Raw genomic sequence first — 15764 nt, 5'->3', positions numbered from 1 at the left:
CATAGCGCAAAGTCCTCCGCCGGCAGGTGGTGGGGGAGGGGAAAATGTGGTATAATAGCTGTAAGTTGGCAATGAGATCGAGTTCTATGGCCCGCTTAGGGGCCGGCCATGCCATCATCAAGTTTCAGAAAAACAGACTTCATCCAGTCATAAGAATTTGGAGTGACCGCTTGTGGAAATATTGGCACAGTCAAAATATAAAGAATACGAAGAATTTGCGGAGCAGCATCCCCAGGGATGCTTTACCCAGTCGGTTTTTTGGCCCAAGGTCAAGAACAATTGGGATCATGCCGTCGTTGTCTCCCGGGACAGTGAGGGGAAGATCCGGGGCGGGATGCTGGTGCTCATCCAGAAGATCCCTTTTATTGGCACCACCTTTCTCTACGCGCCCCGAGGGCCTGTATGCGACCTCCACGACCGGGAGGTGCTCTCCGATCTGGTGGAAGGGGTCAAGATGCTGGCCAAACAGCGCCGGGCCCATGCCTTCAAGATGGATCCGGATGTGCTGATCTCGGATACCGGGTTTATCAATCTGTGCAAAAGCCTGGGCTTTACCCATTTTACCGGCGGCGAAAACTTTGAAACCATCCAGGCCCGGTTTAACTACCGGCTTTATTTGGACGGCCGCACCGAAGAGGAGCTGTTCATGAACCTGCACAGCAAAACCCGCTACAATGTGCGGGTGGCCTTAAAGCACGGCGTAGAGGTCAAGGTGGTAGGCAAGGAATATCTGGACGACTTCATCCGGCTGATGCGGGTCACAGGGGAGCGGGACGGCTTTAACGTCCGGCCCCGAGCCTATTTTGAGCGGATGCTGGATGCTTTGGGGGAACATGCCCGGCTCTATATGGCCTTTTATCAGGGCAAGGCCATCAGCGGCGCCCTGACCACCCAATACGCGGGAAAAACCTGCTATGTCTACGGCGCGTCGGATAATGAAAACCGCAACGTCATGCCCAACTACCTGATCCAGTGGGAGATGATTAAATGGGCGGTAGAGGGCGGCTGCACCGTCTACGACTTCCAGGGGGTCTCTGGAAACCTGGACGAGTCCAGCCATCTGTACGGCCTTTATCGGTTTAAAAAGGGCTTTAACGGGCAGCTGGATGAGCTGGCCGGGGAGTTTGATCTGGTCTTTAAGCCCTTTGCCTATAAATTTGTGGACTTTGCCATCGACGCCAAGGAAAAGCTGAGCGCCATCAAGAGAAAGCTGAAACATTAACCACGCTGGAGGGCGGCCCTTCTGGGCAGCTCTCCCTTTTTGATAGGAGGGGAAAGGGTGGATACACCGATCCAGAAGATGCTGGAAGACTACATCCGGGAGGGCATGGCGCGGATGCACATGCCGGGCCACAAGGGGATTCTGCCGGAGCCTTTGGCGGGCGCGGCGGCCTACGACATCACCGAAATCCAGGGGGCCGACAGCCTGTTTGAGTGTGATGGGGTGATCCGCCGGTGCGAGGAGGCGTTTGCCCGCCGCTACGGCGCGAAAGAGAGCCTCATCTCCTGCGGAGGCTCCACCCTCTGCATCCAGGCCATGCTGGCCCTGGCGGCGGGACCGGGGGAGAAGGTCCTCTTCTTCCGCAACATCCACAAGGCGGCGCTGGACGCCATGATCCTGCTGGATATCCGCCCGGTGTGGCTTTTCCCCCAGGACTCCGGCGGGGAGATCGGCTGTATTACCCCCCAGGAGGTGGCCCAGTCCCTGGGCCGGGACCGGGAAATCCGGGCGGTGTATATCACCTCCCCTGACTATTACGGGCAGATTCACGACATCGGCGGCATCGCCAGAGCCTGCCATGAGGCTGGGGTGCCCCTTCTCGTGGATAACGCCCACGGCGCCCATCTGAAGTTTTTGGAGGAGGATCTCCACCCCGTGACCCTGGGGGCGGACCTTTGCTGCGACTCCTTGCACAAGACCCTGCCCGCCCTGACCGGCAGCGCCCTGCTCCACATCGGGTCGGACCGCTTTACCTGGGCGGCGGCCAAGGAGGCCATGGGCCTGTTCGGCTCCACCAGCCCCAGCTATCTCATGATGCTTTCCATGGATATGCTCACCGGCCGCTTTGCCGAAATCCAGGCCGGAACCCGCCGGGCCGCGGAAAGCTGCGCCGCCCTGCGGGCTCTGGCGGCATACAAGGGCCTTGACCCCATGGGGGACGATCCTATGAAGCTGACCCTTCGGCCCAAAGTCCTGGGCCGCACCGGCACAGAGTTTGCCGGCCGGCTGCGGGAGGAAGGGATTGAGTGCGAATTTGCCGATGAGGGCCATGTGGTGCTCATGCCCTCCATGCAGACGCCGGAGGAGGATTTTATCCGGCTGCGGGAGGCCATCCTCTTAAGCTGCCGGGGGGTGTCCCGGCAAAGCGGGGAAGGCAAGCCCCCGGCCGGGCAGACAGAGTCTCCTGCCGGCGGCCGGCCCCGGCAGGCCATGAGCCCCCGGCAGGCATACTTTGCCCCGAAAGAGCATATTCCTGTGACACAGGCGGAAGGAAGAATCTATGGCGATATCCGCTGGCCCTGCCCGCCGGCGGTACCGGCGATCATGCCGGGGGAGGTTTTGGACAAAAGACTGTGCAAAATTTTCGCAGCGTCTGGAAAAACACAGGTAAAAGTGGTAAAATAAAGATAGATTTATCTAAGATGGCAGGCTGTTTTGCGGCCTGTGTTGAGGAGGTATGACTGATGAAACTCATTTTTGCGATTGTGGGAAGCGAAGACAGCGGCAAGGTATCCTCCGCCCTGACCAAAGCGGGATTTTCCGTGACCAAGCTGGCCACCACCGGCGGCTTTTTGATGTCGGGGAATACCACCTTCCTCATCGGCACCGAGGACGACAAGGTGGATGAGGTCATCGCTGTCATTGGCAAGCACAGCAAGAAGCGGACCCAGATGGTACCTGCGTCTTCTTCCTATGGAGTGGGACTTTATTCCTCCTTCCCGGTGGAGGTCACCATCGGCGGCGCCACCATCTTTGTCACCAATATTGAGAGGTTTGAAAAACTGTAATGCCCGTGGAACATGAGCTTTTTTTCGCCAATCAGAGACTTTTGCAAACGCTCGCTGGCCTGTGCGCTGACGGGCGTTTGTCTCATGCCCTGCTGCTGGAGGGGGAAAACGGCCTGGGCAAGCGCCGGCTGGCCCGGATTATCGCGGCCATGGCCCTGTGCAAGGAGGGGCCCGGCGGCTGCTTTCGATGTGACAGCTGCAAAAACATCCTGGCGGATAACCATCCCGACGTGGAGATTTACGGCGGGGCTGGCGGCGCTGGGAGCTTTCACATTGAGGATATCCGGCGGCTGCGCCAGCATGCCGGGATATTGCCCAACCAGGCGGACAAGCGTGTGTTCATTCTGGAAAACTGCGAGAATATGACCACAGCGGCCCAGAACGCCCTGCTCAAGGTGCTGGAGGAGCCGCCCTCCTACGTCATGTTTATCCTGACGGCGCAAAACCGGAACGCCCTGCTCTCCACCATCCTGTCCCGGGTGATCTGCTTCCACCTGGAGGAGCTCTCCAAAGAGGAGTTTGCCCGGGCCCTCCCCCAGATGGCGCCCACAGCGGCGGGGGAGGTCGACCGGCTCTACCAGGCCAGCGGGGGCAACCTAGGCCTCGCCATCCAGATGGCAGGGGATGAGCGGGTGCAAAAACAGGCGGAGTGCGCCCTGCGGCTGCTGTTGGCGCTAAGGAACCGGGACGAGATGGAGATGCTCTCCATTTGCGCCGGCTTCGAGCGGGATAAGGAGGGCTTTCTGGCCTGCCTGGGGCATCTGCGCCGGACTCTGACCACCGCCATGGAGGGCCGCCTTCGGGGGGACAGCCAGGCGGAGGAGGTGCTGGGGGGCCTTTCCACAGCCCGTGTTATGGAGGTAACCGACCTGATTGACAGCACCGTTCTGGCCTTGCGGCGCAACCAGAACTTCAGTTTGACAACCACCCTCTTTTGTGCTAGTTTAAATAATATCTGTAACTAAAAAACTACCGCCGGGGATTCTGGCGGTTGGCGATAGGAGTTTTTCATGATCGAGGTAATCGGAGTACGTTTTAAAAGCGTGGGCAAGGTCTATTACTTTGACCCCAATGGCGTCCAGATTCCAAAGGGGCAGTCGGTGATTGTGGAGACGGCCCGGGGCATTGAGTGCGGCGAGGTGGCCATGGGCAACCGGGCGGTGGACGAGGAGGAGATTGTCCATCCGCTGAAAAAGGTGATCCGGGTGGCTACTGAGGAGGATCTGCAGCATGTGGAGGACAACCACAAGAAGGAATCCTCCGCGTTCCAGATCTGCTTGGAGAAGATCGCCAAGCACAAGCTGCAGATGAAGCTGGTGGACGTAGAATACACCTTTGATAACAATAAGATCCTTTTTTACTTTACCGCCGACGGACGGGTGGATTTCCGGGAATTGGTCAAGGACCTGGCGTCGGTGTTCCGCACCCGCATTGAGCTGCGGCAGATCGGCGTGCGGGATGAGGCCAAGATGATGGGCGGCTTGGGAGTTTGCGGAAAACCCTTCTGCTGCGCCACCTTTTTGGGGGAGTTTCAGCCGGTCTCCATCAAGATGGCCAAGGAGCAGGGCCTTTCCCTCAACCCTACCAAGATTTCGGGAACCTGCGGACGGCTTATGTGCTGCCTGAAATATGAGCAGGCGGCCTATGAGGATCTGCTCCACAGCACTCCCAAGGTGGGAGCCTATGTCCAGACCGAGGAGGGACGGGGTACCGTCATCGAGGTCAATCTTCTGACCGGGCTTTTGAAGGTGCGGTTGGATAAGGCCAAGGACGCGGCGCCGCAGATTTTTCCTAAAGAGAAGGTCAAGACCATCAAGGACGCCCAGATCCGGGTGGACCGGTCGGAGATTGCCGCCCTCAAGGACTTGGAGGGCTAGCGCCTTCCGGCGAGGAAGACGCGCCCACGGCCTAGCTAAAACCGCCGTCCGCAACGCCCGCGTTTTTGTCTCGAACGATACCAAAGCGCGATCTGGCAGCGGGCACTGCCCGCCGGTAGGTGGCGGAAGAAATTAATTGAAAAAACCTCCTGGAAATTGGGCCGGGAACGGTTGCAATTTTCCACGGATATGGTACAATAACGTTGAAAACAAAGGAGGTGTATCATTCATGGCATATGTAATTAATGATGAGTGCATCAGCTGCGGCGCTTGCGAGGCAGAGTGCCCCGTATCCGCTATCTCCGCTGGTGACGACAAATACGTCATCGATCCCGATACCTGCATCGAGTGCGGCGCTTGCAACGGCGTATGTCCCGTAGGAGCACCCAATCCCCAGTAATGAAATAGGTACAAAAAAAGCGCACACCCTAGGGTGTGCGCTTTTCTTTTTGCTTTAGAATTCCAGTTTTTTCTCGATGTAGGGCACAAGCTCCGCAATGGGCATCCGGGTCTGTTCCATGGTATCCCGATCCCGTACGGTGACGCAGCCATCCTCCACACTGTCAAAGTCGAAGGTGATGCACAGGGGGGTGCCGATCTCGTCCTGCCGGCGGTAGCGCTTGCCGATGGAACCGGCGTCGTCGTAATCCACCATGAAATGCTTGGCAAGGTCATGATAGATGGCAGTGGCCTGCTCGGACAGCTTCTTGGAAAGGGGCAGGATACAAGCCTTGTAGGGGGCCAGGGCCGGATGGAGATGCATGACCACACGGGTGTCCTTTTCGCCCACCTGCTCCTCGTCGTAGGCCTCGCACAGGAAGGCCAGAGCCACCCGGTCGGCGCCCAGGGAGGGCTCGATGACATAGGGGATGTACCGCTCGTTGGTCTCCGGGTCGAAGTACTCCAGGCTCTTGGTGGAGTGTTTCATATGCTGGGACAGGTCGAAATCGGTGCGGTCGGCAATGCCCCACAGCTCGCCCCAGCCAAAGGGGAACATAAACTCAATATCGGTGGTGGCGTTGGAATAGTGGGAAAGTTCTTCCTTCTCATGATCCCGCAGCCGGAGGTTTTCATCCTTGATACCCAGATTCAGCAGGAAGTTGTGGCAGTAATCCTTCCAGTAGGCGAACCACTCCAGATCGGTGCCCGGCTTGCAGAAGAACTCCAGCTCCATCTGCTCGAACTCACGAGTGCGGAAGATGAAGTTGCCCGGAGTGATCTCGTTGCGGAAGGATTTTCCGATCTGGGAGACACCGAAGGGCAGCTTCCTGCGGGTGGTGCGCTGGATGTTGGAAAAGTTGACAAAGATACCCTGGGCGGTCTCAGGACGCAGATACAGTTCGCTCTTAGCGTCCTCGGTGACACCCTGGAAGGTCTTGAACATCAGGTTAAATTTGCGGATATCGGTAAAGTTGGTGGAACCGCAGTCCGGGCATTTGACGCCCTTTTCTTTGATGAAATCCATCATCTGCTGGTCGCTCCAGCCGTTGGGGGCCACGCCGGTCTGCTCCTCGATGAGCTTATCGGCACGATGGCGGGTTTTGCAGTCCTTGCAGTCCATCAGCGGGTCGGAAAAACCGCCTACATGGCCGGAAGCCACCCACACCTGGGGATTCATCAGGATGGCGCTGTCCAGTCCCACGTTGTAGGGGGACTCCTGGACAAATTTCTTCCACCATGCTCGTTTGACATTGTTTTTAAACTCCACACCCAGGGGACCATAGTCCCAGGAGTTGGAAAGGCCGCCGTAGATTTCGCTGCCCGGATAGACAAAGCCGCGGCCTTTGCACAGGGCCACAATCTTGTCCATGGTTTTCTCAGAATTGAGCATAACTTTACCTCCCATTTTCTATCCATTACAGACCGACTGCTCCATCGCGTCTGGTGATTCCTCACAGGGAAATCCATATACTAACTTCTTAATTTTAAACGCCAGGGCAGGATAAGTCAAGGAAAAAGGGGATAAAACCGCCATTTTTCCCCTGTGAACCTGCAAGAATTATTGACAGAGGAGGAAGATTCCGCTATAATATTGTTCGCACCACAAATAAAGAGATCCTGCGCTGACTTTGCTAGCACATTCTGATATCGATGATAGGGGCGCAGGTGCGTACAACTTCTATTTCCCTGGTGCGACGACGAGGCGTAGCTCAGTTTGGTAGAGTGCTTGGTTTGGGACCAAGATGCCGCAGGTTCGAGTCCTGTCGCCTCGACCAGGCTGAGCCTGGACGCAATCCGCGTTCCGGGCTCAGTTTTTTCTTTTGCCTTTTCGCCCGCGCTTAAGGCGGGCATCTTTTTTGTGGCGCAAACCACCAGGCTGAGCCTGGACGCAATCCGCGTTCCGGGCTCAGTTTTTTCTTTTGCCTTTTTGCCCGCGCTTAAGGCGGGTATCTTTTTTGTGGCGCAAACCCACCAGGCTGAGCCTGGACGCAATCCGCGTTCCGGGCTCAGTTTTTTCTTTTGCCTTGCCACTCGCGTTTGCAGCGGGTATCTTTTTTGTGGCACAAACCCACCAGGCTGAGCCTGGACGCAATCCGCGTTCCGGGCTCAGTTTTTTCTTTTGCCTTTTTGCCCGCGCTTAAGGCGGGCATCTTTTTTGTGGCGCAAACCAAGGAATTATCCTCAACAAATGGCATGTTCATGCCGTTTGTTGAGGGTTTTTCTTTGACGTGGGATTTGTGGGCGGTCTAAAAAATCGTATATTTTGTAACGAGTCATGGCTTCTTTTGTGAATTTTAGCACTCTCCTCTTGACAGTGCTAATATGGAGTGGTATAACAAGGTTGTTCCAAGAGAGAGGGACGGAAAGGGTCCCTCCCGCAGGGCAAGAAATAAGCGAAAAGATTGGAGGAATGACTTATGTTGCCCAGCATTTTTGGTGAAAATTTGTTTGATGATTTCTTTGATGATGATTTTATGCGTTCCATGTGGAACCGCCGCAATCCGTTGTATGGCAAACATGCCAAGAATTTGATGAAGACTGATGTACGGGAAACGGATACTACCTATGAAGTTGATATTGACCTGCCCGGCTTTAAGAAAGACGAGATTGATGTAGACTTGAAGGATGGTTATCTGACCATCAGCGCCGCCAAGGGCCTGGATAAAGATGAAAAGGATAAGAAAGGCAAATATATCCGCCAGGAGCGGTACGCAGGCGCCCTGAGAAGAAGCTTCTATGTGGGCGATATAGAGCCGAAGGATGTATCCGCCAAGTATGAAGACGGTATCCTAAAGATCTCCCTGCCCAAAGAGGCCCAAAAGCAGCTGCCGAAGACAACGGCCATCGCCATCGAATAAGCGCAACAAATTGATACAGAAGGAGCGTCTCATGGGACGCTCCTTTTTTGTTTTTGAATGGCACTGGACAAGACAGGAGCAGGGGAGTATGATGAGAAAACGAAAGGGGGCGTAGGCCGGTGAATCGGCTGACAAGAAAACAGGGAAACGGATCCGGCTATCAGGTAGACAGCCAACAGATCCAGCCCCTGGAGGAAGGTTATGGCGGCGAGGCCGTCGAAAGACTGGCGAAACTGGAAAACCTCTGGGAAGACCTGGAGCAGAAACAGAAGGAGATCTCCCAAAAGCTGGAGCAGCTGCGGGGAGAGGGGCGGACCAAAAGCGCCCAGTTCCGGGAACTGATGGGAAAGAAGCTTTCCAACAGCTATGTGCTGGCCCTGTTCAAGGATTATGAGATCGACGGGGAGTCGAAGAAATAGAAAAGATCACCAGCATCCTGACAAGGTCAGGATCACATAAGTGCATAGGCGAAAATAAGGCAGCCGCTTCCTGCAAGGGGAAATCCCCCGGCAGGAGGCGGCTGTTTTTTTGCGGCCGATAGCTGCGGAGTGTCTCTAATTTTCCTTTCAATATTCTTTACATTACGAAAACCGAACTTTACATTGCCTTCACGCAAACATGATTGTCCCTCCTTCGCCGGCTGGCTATGATGAATGATGGATCACAAAGCCTGGATCGATGGCAGGCGGCCTTTTCCACGACAGGAAAGAGGGAGAAAACGCCAAGGTCTGAAACCCCGAAGTATAGCTACAGGCATCATGAACTGGGAATCTGCTCCAGAAAAGCAGGCGGCCGGCGGATTTGGCCCAGCCGAAGTCCGAACAGCCGCAGCTTGGATGGCAACAGTTCCTTTTTCTGTTTCCGGCGGAGGGTTGTGCCGGGATATAGATAGAAATCGCTTTGGAGGAAATGAATTTCATGTGGGATAAGTTAAAGATCAAACTGAAGGATTGGGCCCATGCCCTGAAGGAGTGGCTGCAAAAGCCAAAAAACCTGGCGGGACTTGGGGTAGGGGCGGTGCTTTTCGCCGGGCTGATCGCCTGGGGCGTCTGGATCAACCAGCCGGTGGAGGGACAGGTGCCCACCAGCGCCAGCCAGATGGCTTATGACAAGGCAGTGGTGACGGCGGTGCTCTCCGATGATGCCCAGCCCGATGAGGACGCCGAAGGAAAGCGGGTGGGTACCCAAGAACTGGAGATCAAAATCCTCACCGGCGCCCACAAAGATGAAATTATGACCCTGTCAAACCCTATGAGCGCCCTGTTCAATGTGGATTTAGATAAAGGGGATCAGGTCATCGTCCGGATTATGACCGACGATGAGGGCAGCTATTATCCTTCCCTTTTTAACTACGACCGGGGGATTGTCCTAGGCGTTTTTGTCCTGATTTTCTTTGTCCTGCTGGCTGTGCTGGGAGGAAAGAAGGGAATGGGGGCCTTGGCCGGACTGATTTTCACCCTGGCCTGTATCTGGTTTATCCTCATTCCCAGCATCATCCGAGGACTGCCCGCCATCCCGGTGACGGTAGCCATGGTGGCGGTGACAGCGGCGGGGGCTCTGGTGCTGCTCAACGGTTTTTCCCAAAAGACCCTTTGCTCGGTGCTGGGCTGTGTCATCGGCGTCGTGGTAGCCGGGGGGATTGCGGCCCTGGTGGGAACGATCACCCCCATGAACGGCTTTAACATGCCGGAGGCGGAAAACCTCATCCTTTACGGCGCCGACCAGGGGCTGAAGATCAGCGGTCTATTGGTCTGCGGCGTCCTTATCTCCGCCTTGGGGGCGGTCATGGATGTGGCCCTGGGGATCGCCTCCTCGGTCTGGGAGCTGAAGGAGCAAAATCCACGGCTGACGGCGGGAGAGCTTTTCCGTTCCGGCATGCACATTGGCCGGGACGCCATGGGCACCATGGCCAACACCTTGATCCTGGCCTTTGCGGGTTCTTCTTTTAATATGCTCATCCTGGTGCAGACCTATGACATCCCCTTTCTCCAGCTCAGCAACACCGATTATATCTGCATCGAGATCATCCAGAGCATCGCAGGGGCCATGGGGATCCTATTATGTGTGCCAATTGTCGCCTTGATCAGCGCCCGAATGATGGCTGGGCGCAAAGGCGTTTGAACATAGATGTTTGATACGAATTAAAGGAGGATATGAAGGCCAATGAAAACCAAGAACGGTCTGACAAGGGTGGTATCCCTGATCCTGGTGATGTTGATGCTCTTTTCCCTGGTGCCTACGGCAGCCTTTGCCGCGGGAACGGGGGAGTATCACAAGATTGCAGGCAGCGATGATTTTACCACCGGCGAGTATGTTATGATGGTGGACACCGGCTATGCCGTGGGTCCCATGGACGGCGCCTGGGTTTCCGCCGTCGCCCTGACCCCGGATGGGGACACGGTGACAAATCCAGCAACCGCGGTAGTGGAGATTACCGTCACAGGTACCTCCGCCAAGATCAAGCTCAGCGACGGTGCCTTTATCGCGCCCAAAGGGGGCAACAATAACGGCATCGAAGAAAGAGAATATGATTGGGCTTGGACGGAAACAGACGGGAAGTTCGTCTTTTCCGGCACCGGCAGCGATACGGTGGTTTTAGCCAGCAACAGAGCCTCAGGCAACAAATTCCGGGGCTATAAGCAGACCACGGCCACCAAGAATCCCGGCGGATATCCCCACGAGTTTACCCTCTATAAATTAGAGGAGGGCGGCTCTGGGGAGGTAACAGTGGCAGCCCCCTCCGCCAATCCCCAGGCGGGCGCGGTGGCAGAGGGTACCTCCATCACCCTGAGCACTACGACAACCGGCGCCCAGATCTACTACACCCTGGATGGGAGCAACCCTGCCGACAGCGGCAATCCCTCCCGCCAGCTTTACGGCGACGGGAATAAGCCGGTGATCAGCGCCGCCTGCACCCTGAAAGCGGTGGCGGTGCTGGATGGCGTTTACAGCGCGGTACAGACCCTCCAGTACACCATAGAAGAAGGGGGAATCCCCCTGGAGGAAGGGGACAAGGTGGTTATCTATGCCCCGGCCTATAACAAAGCCCTTTCCTCCCAGAAAACCGGCTTCTATAACGTAGGAGTGGATATCGAGGTTTCCGGCGATACCGTCACCGGCTTTGGGGATACCGAGGTGTGGACGGTGGTCAAAAACGGCGACGGCACCTATAGCTTCCAGCAGGACGGCCAGAATATCGGCTTGGCAGAAAGCTACTCCAGCATGGATTTGGGAGCTGTCAACGACGACTGGGAGGTCACGGCCCTTCCCAACGGCACCTACAACATCCGCAACACGGTGCGGGGCAATTACATGGAATGGTATGCGGATTACAACAACTGGAGCAGCTACAATTCCAGCAGCGCCGCTACCGACGACCAGTTCCAGCTTCAGTTTTACAAGGTCACCGGCGAAATAACCGATCCCGAGGATCCCCAGTCCCCCATTGCCGACGGGGACAAGGTGGTTATCTATGCCCCAGCCTATAACAAAGCCCTTTCCTCCCAGAAAACCGGCTTCTATAACGTAGGGGTGGATATCGAGGTTTCTGGCGATACCGTCACCGGCTTTGGAGATACCGAGGTGTGGACGGTGGTCAAAAACGGCGACGGCACCTATAGCTTCCAGCAGAACGGCCAGAACATCGGCTTGGCGGAAAGCTACTCCAGCATGGATTTAGGGGCTGTCAACGACGACTGGGAGGTCACGGCCCTTCCCAACGGCACCTATAACATCCGCAACACGGTGCGGAGCAACTATATGAAATGGTATGCGGATTACAACAACTGGAGCAGTTATAATTCCAGCAGCGCCGCTACCGACGACCAGTTCCAGCTTCAGTTTTACAAGGTCACCGGCGAAATAACCGATCCCGACGCCCCGGAGGTGGAGGGCTTGCAGGTAGAGGCTTCCCCCAAGAGCGGCGCCAGTGTGGAGGCGGGCCAGAAGATCACCCTCTCCGCCGCCGACGGGGCACAGATCTACTTTACCATGAAAACCGACGGCACCGAGCCGGAAGATCCGGATGTGACAAAACCGGAGCTGCAATACACCGACCCCATTGAAATTGAAAACACCCCGGCCAAGGACCAGCCTGTCATCATCAAGGCGGTGGCCTATATCCCCGCTGTGGATGAGACCCCGGCCCAGACCGGCGAAGTCATCACCTTTACCTATAAAGCCCCCATGGAACTGGGAGATTATCAGCTTTATTTCGGCCAGCTTCACGCCCATACCAACCTGTCCGACGGCACCGGTACGGTGGAGCAGGCTTATGACCATGCTTCCAAGGTGGAAAACCTGGATTTCCTAGCCCTTACCGACCACTCCAACTCCTTTGACAACGACGGAGGGGTTCACCTGGGGGATACAAATGCCGAAAGCCTCAGCTCTGAATGGGCGGAAGGCCGCCAGGGCGCCCGGGACATCACCGCCCGGGAGAGCGGCACCTTTGTAGGCCTCTATGGCTTCGAGATGACCTGGTCCGGCGGCGCTCCGGGACACATCAATACCTTTAATTCCGAGGGCTTTGAAAGCCGCAACTACGCCCCTTATAAGAAAGGGGATAACTATGAGGTGTTGCAGGCCTATTACGACACCCTCAACGAGAACCCGGAGACCATCTCCCAGTTTAACCATCCTGGAGATACCTTCGGCGACTTTATGGACTTCTCCCTCTATGACCCGGTGGTGGATAACCAGATCACCCTCATCGAGGTCGGCAACGGCGAGGGGGCCATCGGAAGCTCCGGTTACTTCCCCTCCTACGGCTATTACACCCGGGCTTTGGATAAGGGCTGGCATGTGGCCCCCACCAACAACCAGGATAACCACAAGGGCAACTGGGGAGACTCCAACACCGCCCGCAGCGTTGTACTGGCCACCGACCTGAGCGAGGAGGCCATCTATGACGCCATGAAGAATTACCGGGTCTACGCCACCGAGGATAACGACCTGTCCATCCTCTACTCCCTCAACGGCAACGCCATGGGCTCCATCCTGGATGACCAGGATGAGGTGGATATCCAGGTTTCCATCACCGACCCCACCGATACCGCTGGCACCACCAAGGTGGAGGTCATTGTCAACGGCGGCCAGACCCTGGCGGAGCAGACCTTTGAAGGCGGCTCGGCGGAGCTTTCTTTTGACAACCTCCCCGCCACCTACGGCTACTATTACCTGCGGATTACCCAGGCGGATAAGAATATCGCCGTCACCGCTCCGGTCTGGGTGGGCGAGAGCATGAATGCAGGCGTCTCCAAAACCGCCAGCGACGTAGCTCTGCCCATCAAAGGGGATGAGATCAACATCTCCAGCCAGATCTACAACAATCTCAGCGAGGATATGACCGTCACCTCCCTGACCTATACCATGGAGGGCCAGGAGGAGCCTTTCCACACCGCCGACGTCAGCCAAATCGGCGACGCAGGGGTGGTAGGGGCTCGGACTTCCGACACCTATGCCTTCCCCTATACGGTGACGCAGGCCGGCGGCTTTAACATCAATGTCCAGATGAAGGCCACCATCGGCGGGGAGGAATTTACCTTCACCGACGTGCTCAAGCTCAGTGTTTCCGATCCGGCCATTGCCACCAAGGTGCTCATCGACGGCACCCACTATAACGATTATGTCAACGGCTACTACGCGGGGAACATGACCAACTTCATCAACATGGGCACGGCGGATAACATCCAGGTGCGCATCGCCCAGCCGGGCGAGACCATCACCGCCCAAACCCTGGCCGACGTTTCCCTCCTTGTCATCTCCGCGCCGCTGAAATATACCAGCGACTACACAGGTGAGGCCACGATCAGCACCTTTGAGGACGAGTTTATCAATGTGGTGCGGGATTACGTCCAGGGCGGAGGCACCGTCATTGTCTGCGGCCTGGCGGACTATCAGGACGCCAACAGCGGAGTGCCCTATACCACCTACGAGCAGGTCAACAAGCTCCTGGCCGCCATTGGCACCACCATGCGGGTCAACGACGACGAGCTCATCGACCAGGAGGAAAACGGGGGACAGCCCTACCGCCTCTATTTCGACGACTTTAACACCGAAAGCAGCGATCCTATCGTTCAGCAGGTCCTCTCCGGCGTGGTGGAATCCGGCTTGGCCTACAGCTCCTACTCCGGTTGCTCCATTGCGGTGGGCAGCGGCGAGCCCATTGTTTTCGGACATGAGGGCACCTATTCCATCAACAGCAAAAATCCCGCCCAGGGACACAGCAAGCCTGTGCTGAGCTACTCCGATCCCTACGACCCGGAAAGCGCCGTGGTGCAGAAGGGCGACGTTGTCGCCATGGCCACCGAAGGGGTGGGGGAAGGCCGGGTATTCCTCTCCGGCACCGTCTTCTGCTCCAACTTTGAGGTGGCGGCTGAAGATCAGGTCAGCTACTCCAACGGCATTATCGCCCAGAACATCCTGTCCATGGTGCAGAAGCAGCCTGAAATCAGCACCATCCAGGAGGCCAGGGCCGGCGCCGACGGGGAGGTATTTACCGTCGTCGGCACCGTGGCCAACGGCACCGCAGAAAGCGGCAACGCCTTCTTTAACACCATCTACATCCAGGATGATGAGGGCAACGGCATCAATGTCTTCCCCATCGACGACAACACCATCCGCCGGGGCGACCAGGTGATGGTCACCGGCTCCATCAGCGAATATATCGGGGACAAGCAGCTTTCCGCCATCAATGTGACGGTGCTGGAAGGCAGCAAAAACGTGGTCATTACCGATGTTACCACCAAAGAGGCCAACGACTATGACGCTAACTTCGGCATGCTGGTCCGGGTGGAAGGCACCGTGCAGAGCGTGAAGCTGGCCGGCGGCATTGTAGAAAGCATTGCGCTGGTAGATGAAAGCGGCGAAAGCTGCCGGGTCTTTGTGGATGGCTATATCGATTACTCCAATGACGCCTCCCAGCCCCTGGAGGACTTTGTCAAGGAGGGAGCTACCATCTCCGCCGTTGGCTTTGTCTCCCACGACGCCGAAGGCAACCGCCTCCGGGTCCGTGACCGCTCCGAGATCCAGCCGGCGGAAGCGGCTCTGCAGGTAACCGTCACCACCACCCACGGCACCGCATCCTACACCCAGGCGCCGGTGGCAGGGGAGGACTTCACCGCCACCCTGATCCCGGATGAAGGCTACAAGCTGCCCCAGCAGGTGCAGGTTCTGGTGGAGGGCGCAGAGCTCCCATCCGAAGGCTATGCCTATAACCCGGCCACAGGAGCCCTTACCGTTTACGGCGCTTATGTCACCGGCGACATAGAGCTGATCGCCGACTTTGTCCAGGATACCCAGGGCGGCCAGGAAGGCGGCGGCAGCCAGGACGGCAAGCCCTCCATTCCCGGCCACACCCAAGACGGGAATATCACCTTCCCCGACGGGACGACAGAGAACAACGGCTCCACCGGCGGCAAGGAAAGCCCCCAGACAGGAGACAGCCAGAATATCCTTCTGGTGGCCCTTCTTCTGGCGGCAAGCGGTGCTGCCCTTGTGGCCCTGACAGTATCCCAGCGCAGGAAAGCGGGACAGAACCGATAGCTTTCCCAAGGGGATATCCCGTGAAATAAAAAGA

General features: G+C 56.9%; 11 protein-coding genes and 1 tRNA gene. 11 read left to right on the top strand and 1 reads right to left on the bottom strand.

Annotated features, from left to right (window positions below; genetic code table 11):
- Positions 1-172 precede the first annotated feature (172 nt).
- The 6 genes from WGC32_RS10575 (at position 173) to WGC32_RS10550 (ending at position 5286) form a co-directional block, all read left to right on the top strand.
- Positions 173-1222: a lipid II:glycine glycyltransferase FemX gene (locus tag WGC32_RS10575; protein WP_342681837.1), complete on the top strand. Its 1050-nt coding sequence runs from the start codon at positions 173-175 to the stop codon at positions 1220-1222.
- Positions 1223-1279: 57 nt separating this feature from the next.
- Entirely contained in the window at positions 1280-2626 is a 1347-nt protein-coding gene (locus tag WGC32_RS10570; protein ID WP_342681836.1) for an aminotransferase class I/II-fold pyridoxal phosphate-dependent enzyme, read from the top strand.
- Between the two features lie 59 nt (positions 2627-2685).
- Positions 2686-3009: a cyclic-di-AMP receptor gene (locus WGC32_RS10565; RefSeq protein ID WP_191482680.1), complete on the top strand. Its 324-nt coding sequence runs from the start codon at positions 2686-2688 to the stop codon at positions 3007-3009.
- Positions 3009-3974, top strand: a complete 966-nt coding sequence (locus tag WGC32_RS10560; RefSeq protein WP_342681832.1) for a DNA polymerase III subunit — start codon at positions 3009-3011, stop codon at positions 3972-3974. The genes WGC32_RS10565 and WGC32_RS10560 overlap by 1 nt, the downstream gene beginning before the upstream one ends.
- 45 nt (positions 3975-4019) lie before the next feature.
- The gene (locus tag WGC32_RS10555) at positions 4020-4886 is read left to right on the top strand and encodes a PSP1 domain-containing protein (protein ID WP_342681831.1); all 867 of its coding nucleotides are present in this window, start codon (positions 4020-4022) and stop codon (positions 4884-4886) included.
- 229 nt (positions 4887-5115) lie between these two features.
- Entirely contained in the window at positions 5116-5286 is a 171-nt protein-coding gene (locus WGC32_RS10550; RefSeq protein WP_191482677.1) for a 4Fe-4S binding protein, read from the top strand.
- Positions 5287-5340: 54 nt separating this feature from the next.
- Here WGC32_RS10550 and WGC32_RS10545 read toward each other — a convergent pair whose 3' ends face one another.
- Positions 5341-6717 carry a glycine--tRNA ligase gene (locus WGC32_RS10545; protein WP_191482676.1) on the bottom strand — a complete coding sequence of 459 codons (1377 nt, stop codon included), beginning with the start codon at positions 6715-6717 and terminating at the stop codon, positions 5341-5343.
- A gap of 308 nt (positions 6718-7025) precedes the next feature.
- Between WGC32_RS10545 and WGC32_RS10540 the strand changes: the two genes are divergently transcribed.
- The 5 genes from WGC32_RS10540 (at position 7026) to WGC32_RS10520 (ending at position 15730) form a co-directional block, all read left to right on the top strand.
- Positions 7026-7102, top strand: a tRNA-Pro gene (locus WGC32_RS10540).
- 642 nt (positions 7103-7744) lie between these two features.
- Positions 7745-8185, top strand: coding sequence for an Hsp20/alpha crystallin family protein (locus WGC32_RS10535; RefSeq protein ID WP_342681829.1), 441 nt, complete (start codon positions 7745-7747; stop codon positions 8183-8185).
- Between the two features lie 119 nt (positions 8186-8304).
- Positions 8305-8604 (top strand): hypothetical protein, encoded by a 300-nt coding sequence (locus WGC32_RS10530; RefSeq protein ID WP_191482673.1) that lies wholly within the window; start codon positions 8305-8307, stop codon positions 8602-8604.
- A 499-nt stretch (positions 8605-9103) separates the two neighbouring features.
- Positions 9104-10306, top strand: a complete 1203-nt coding sequence (locus WGC32_RS10525) for a YibE/F family protein (protein ID WP_342681828.1) — start codon at positions 9104-9106, stop codon at positions 10304-10306.
- Positions 10307-10348: 42 nt separating this feature from the next.
- The gene (locus WGC32_RS10520; RefSeq protein WP_342681826.1) at positions 10349-15730 is read left to right on the top strand and encodes a CehA/McbA family metallohydrolase; all 5382 of its coding nucleotides are present in this window, start codon (positions 10349-10351) and stop codon (positions 15728-15730) included.
- The last annotated feature ends 34 nt before the right edge of the window (positions 15731-15764 follow it).

The organism is Zongyangia acetica (assembly GCF_038739695.1).
Classification (GTDB): domain Bacteria; phylum Bacillota; class Clostridia; order Oscillospirales; family Ruminococcaceae; genus Zongyangia; species Zongyangia gallinarum.
This window is presented reverse-complemented; position numbering and strand designations above follow the sequence as displayed.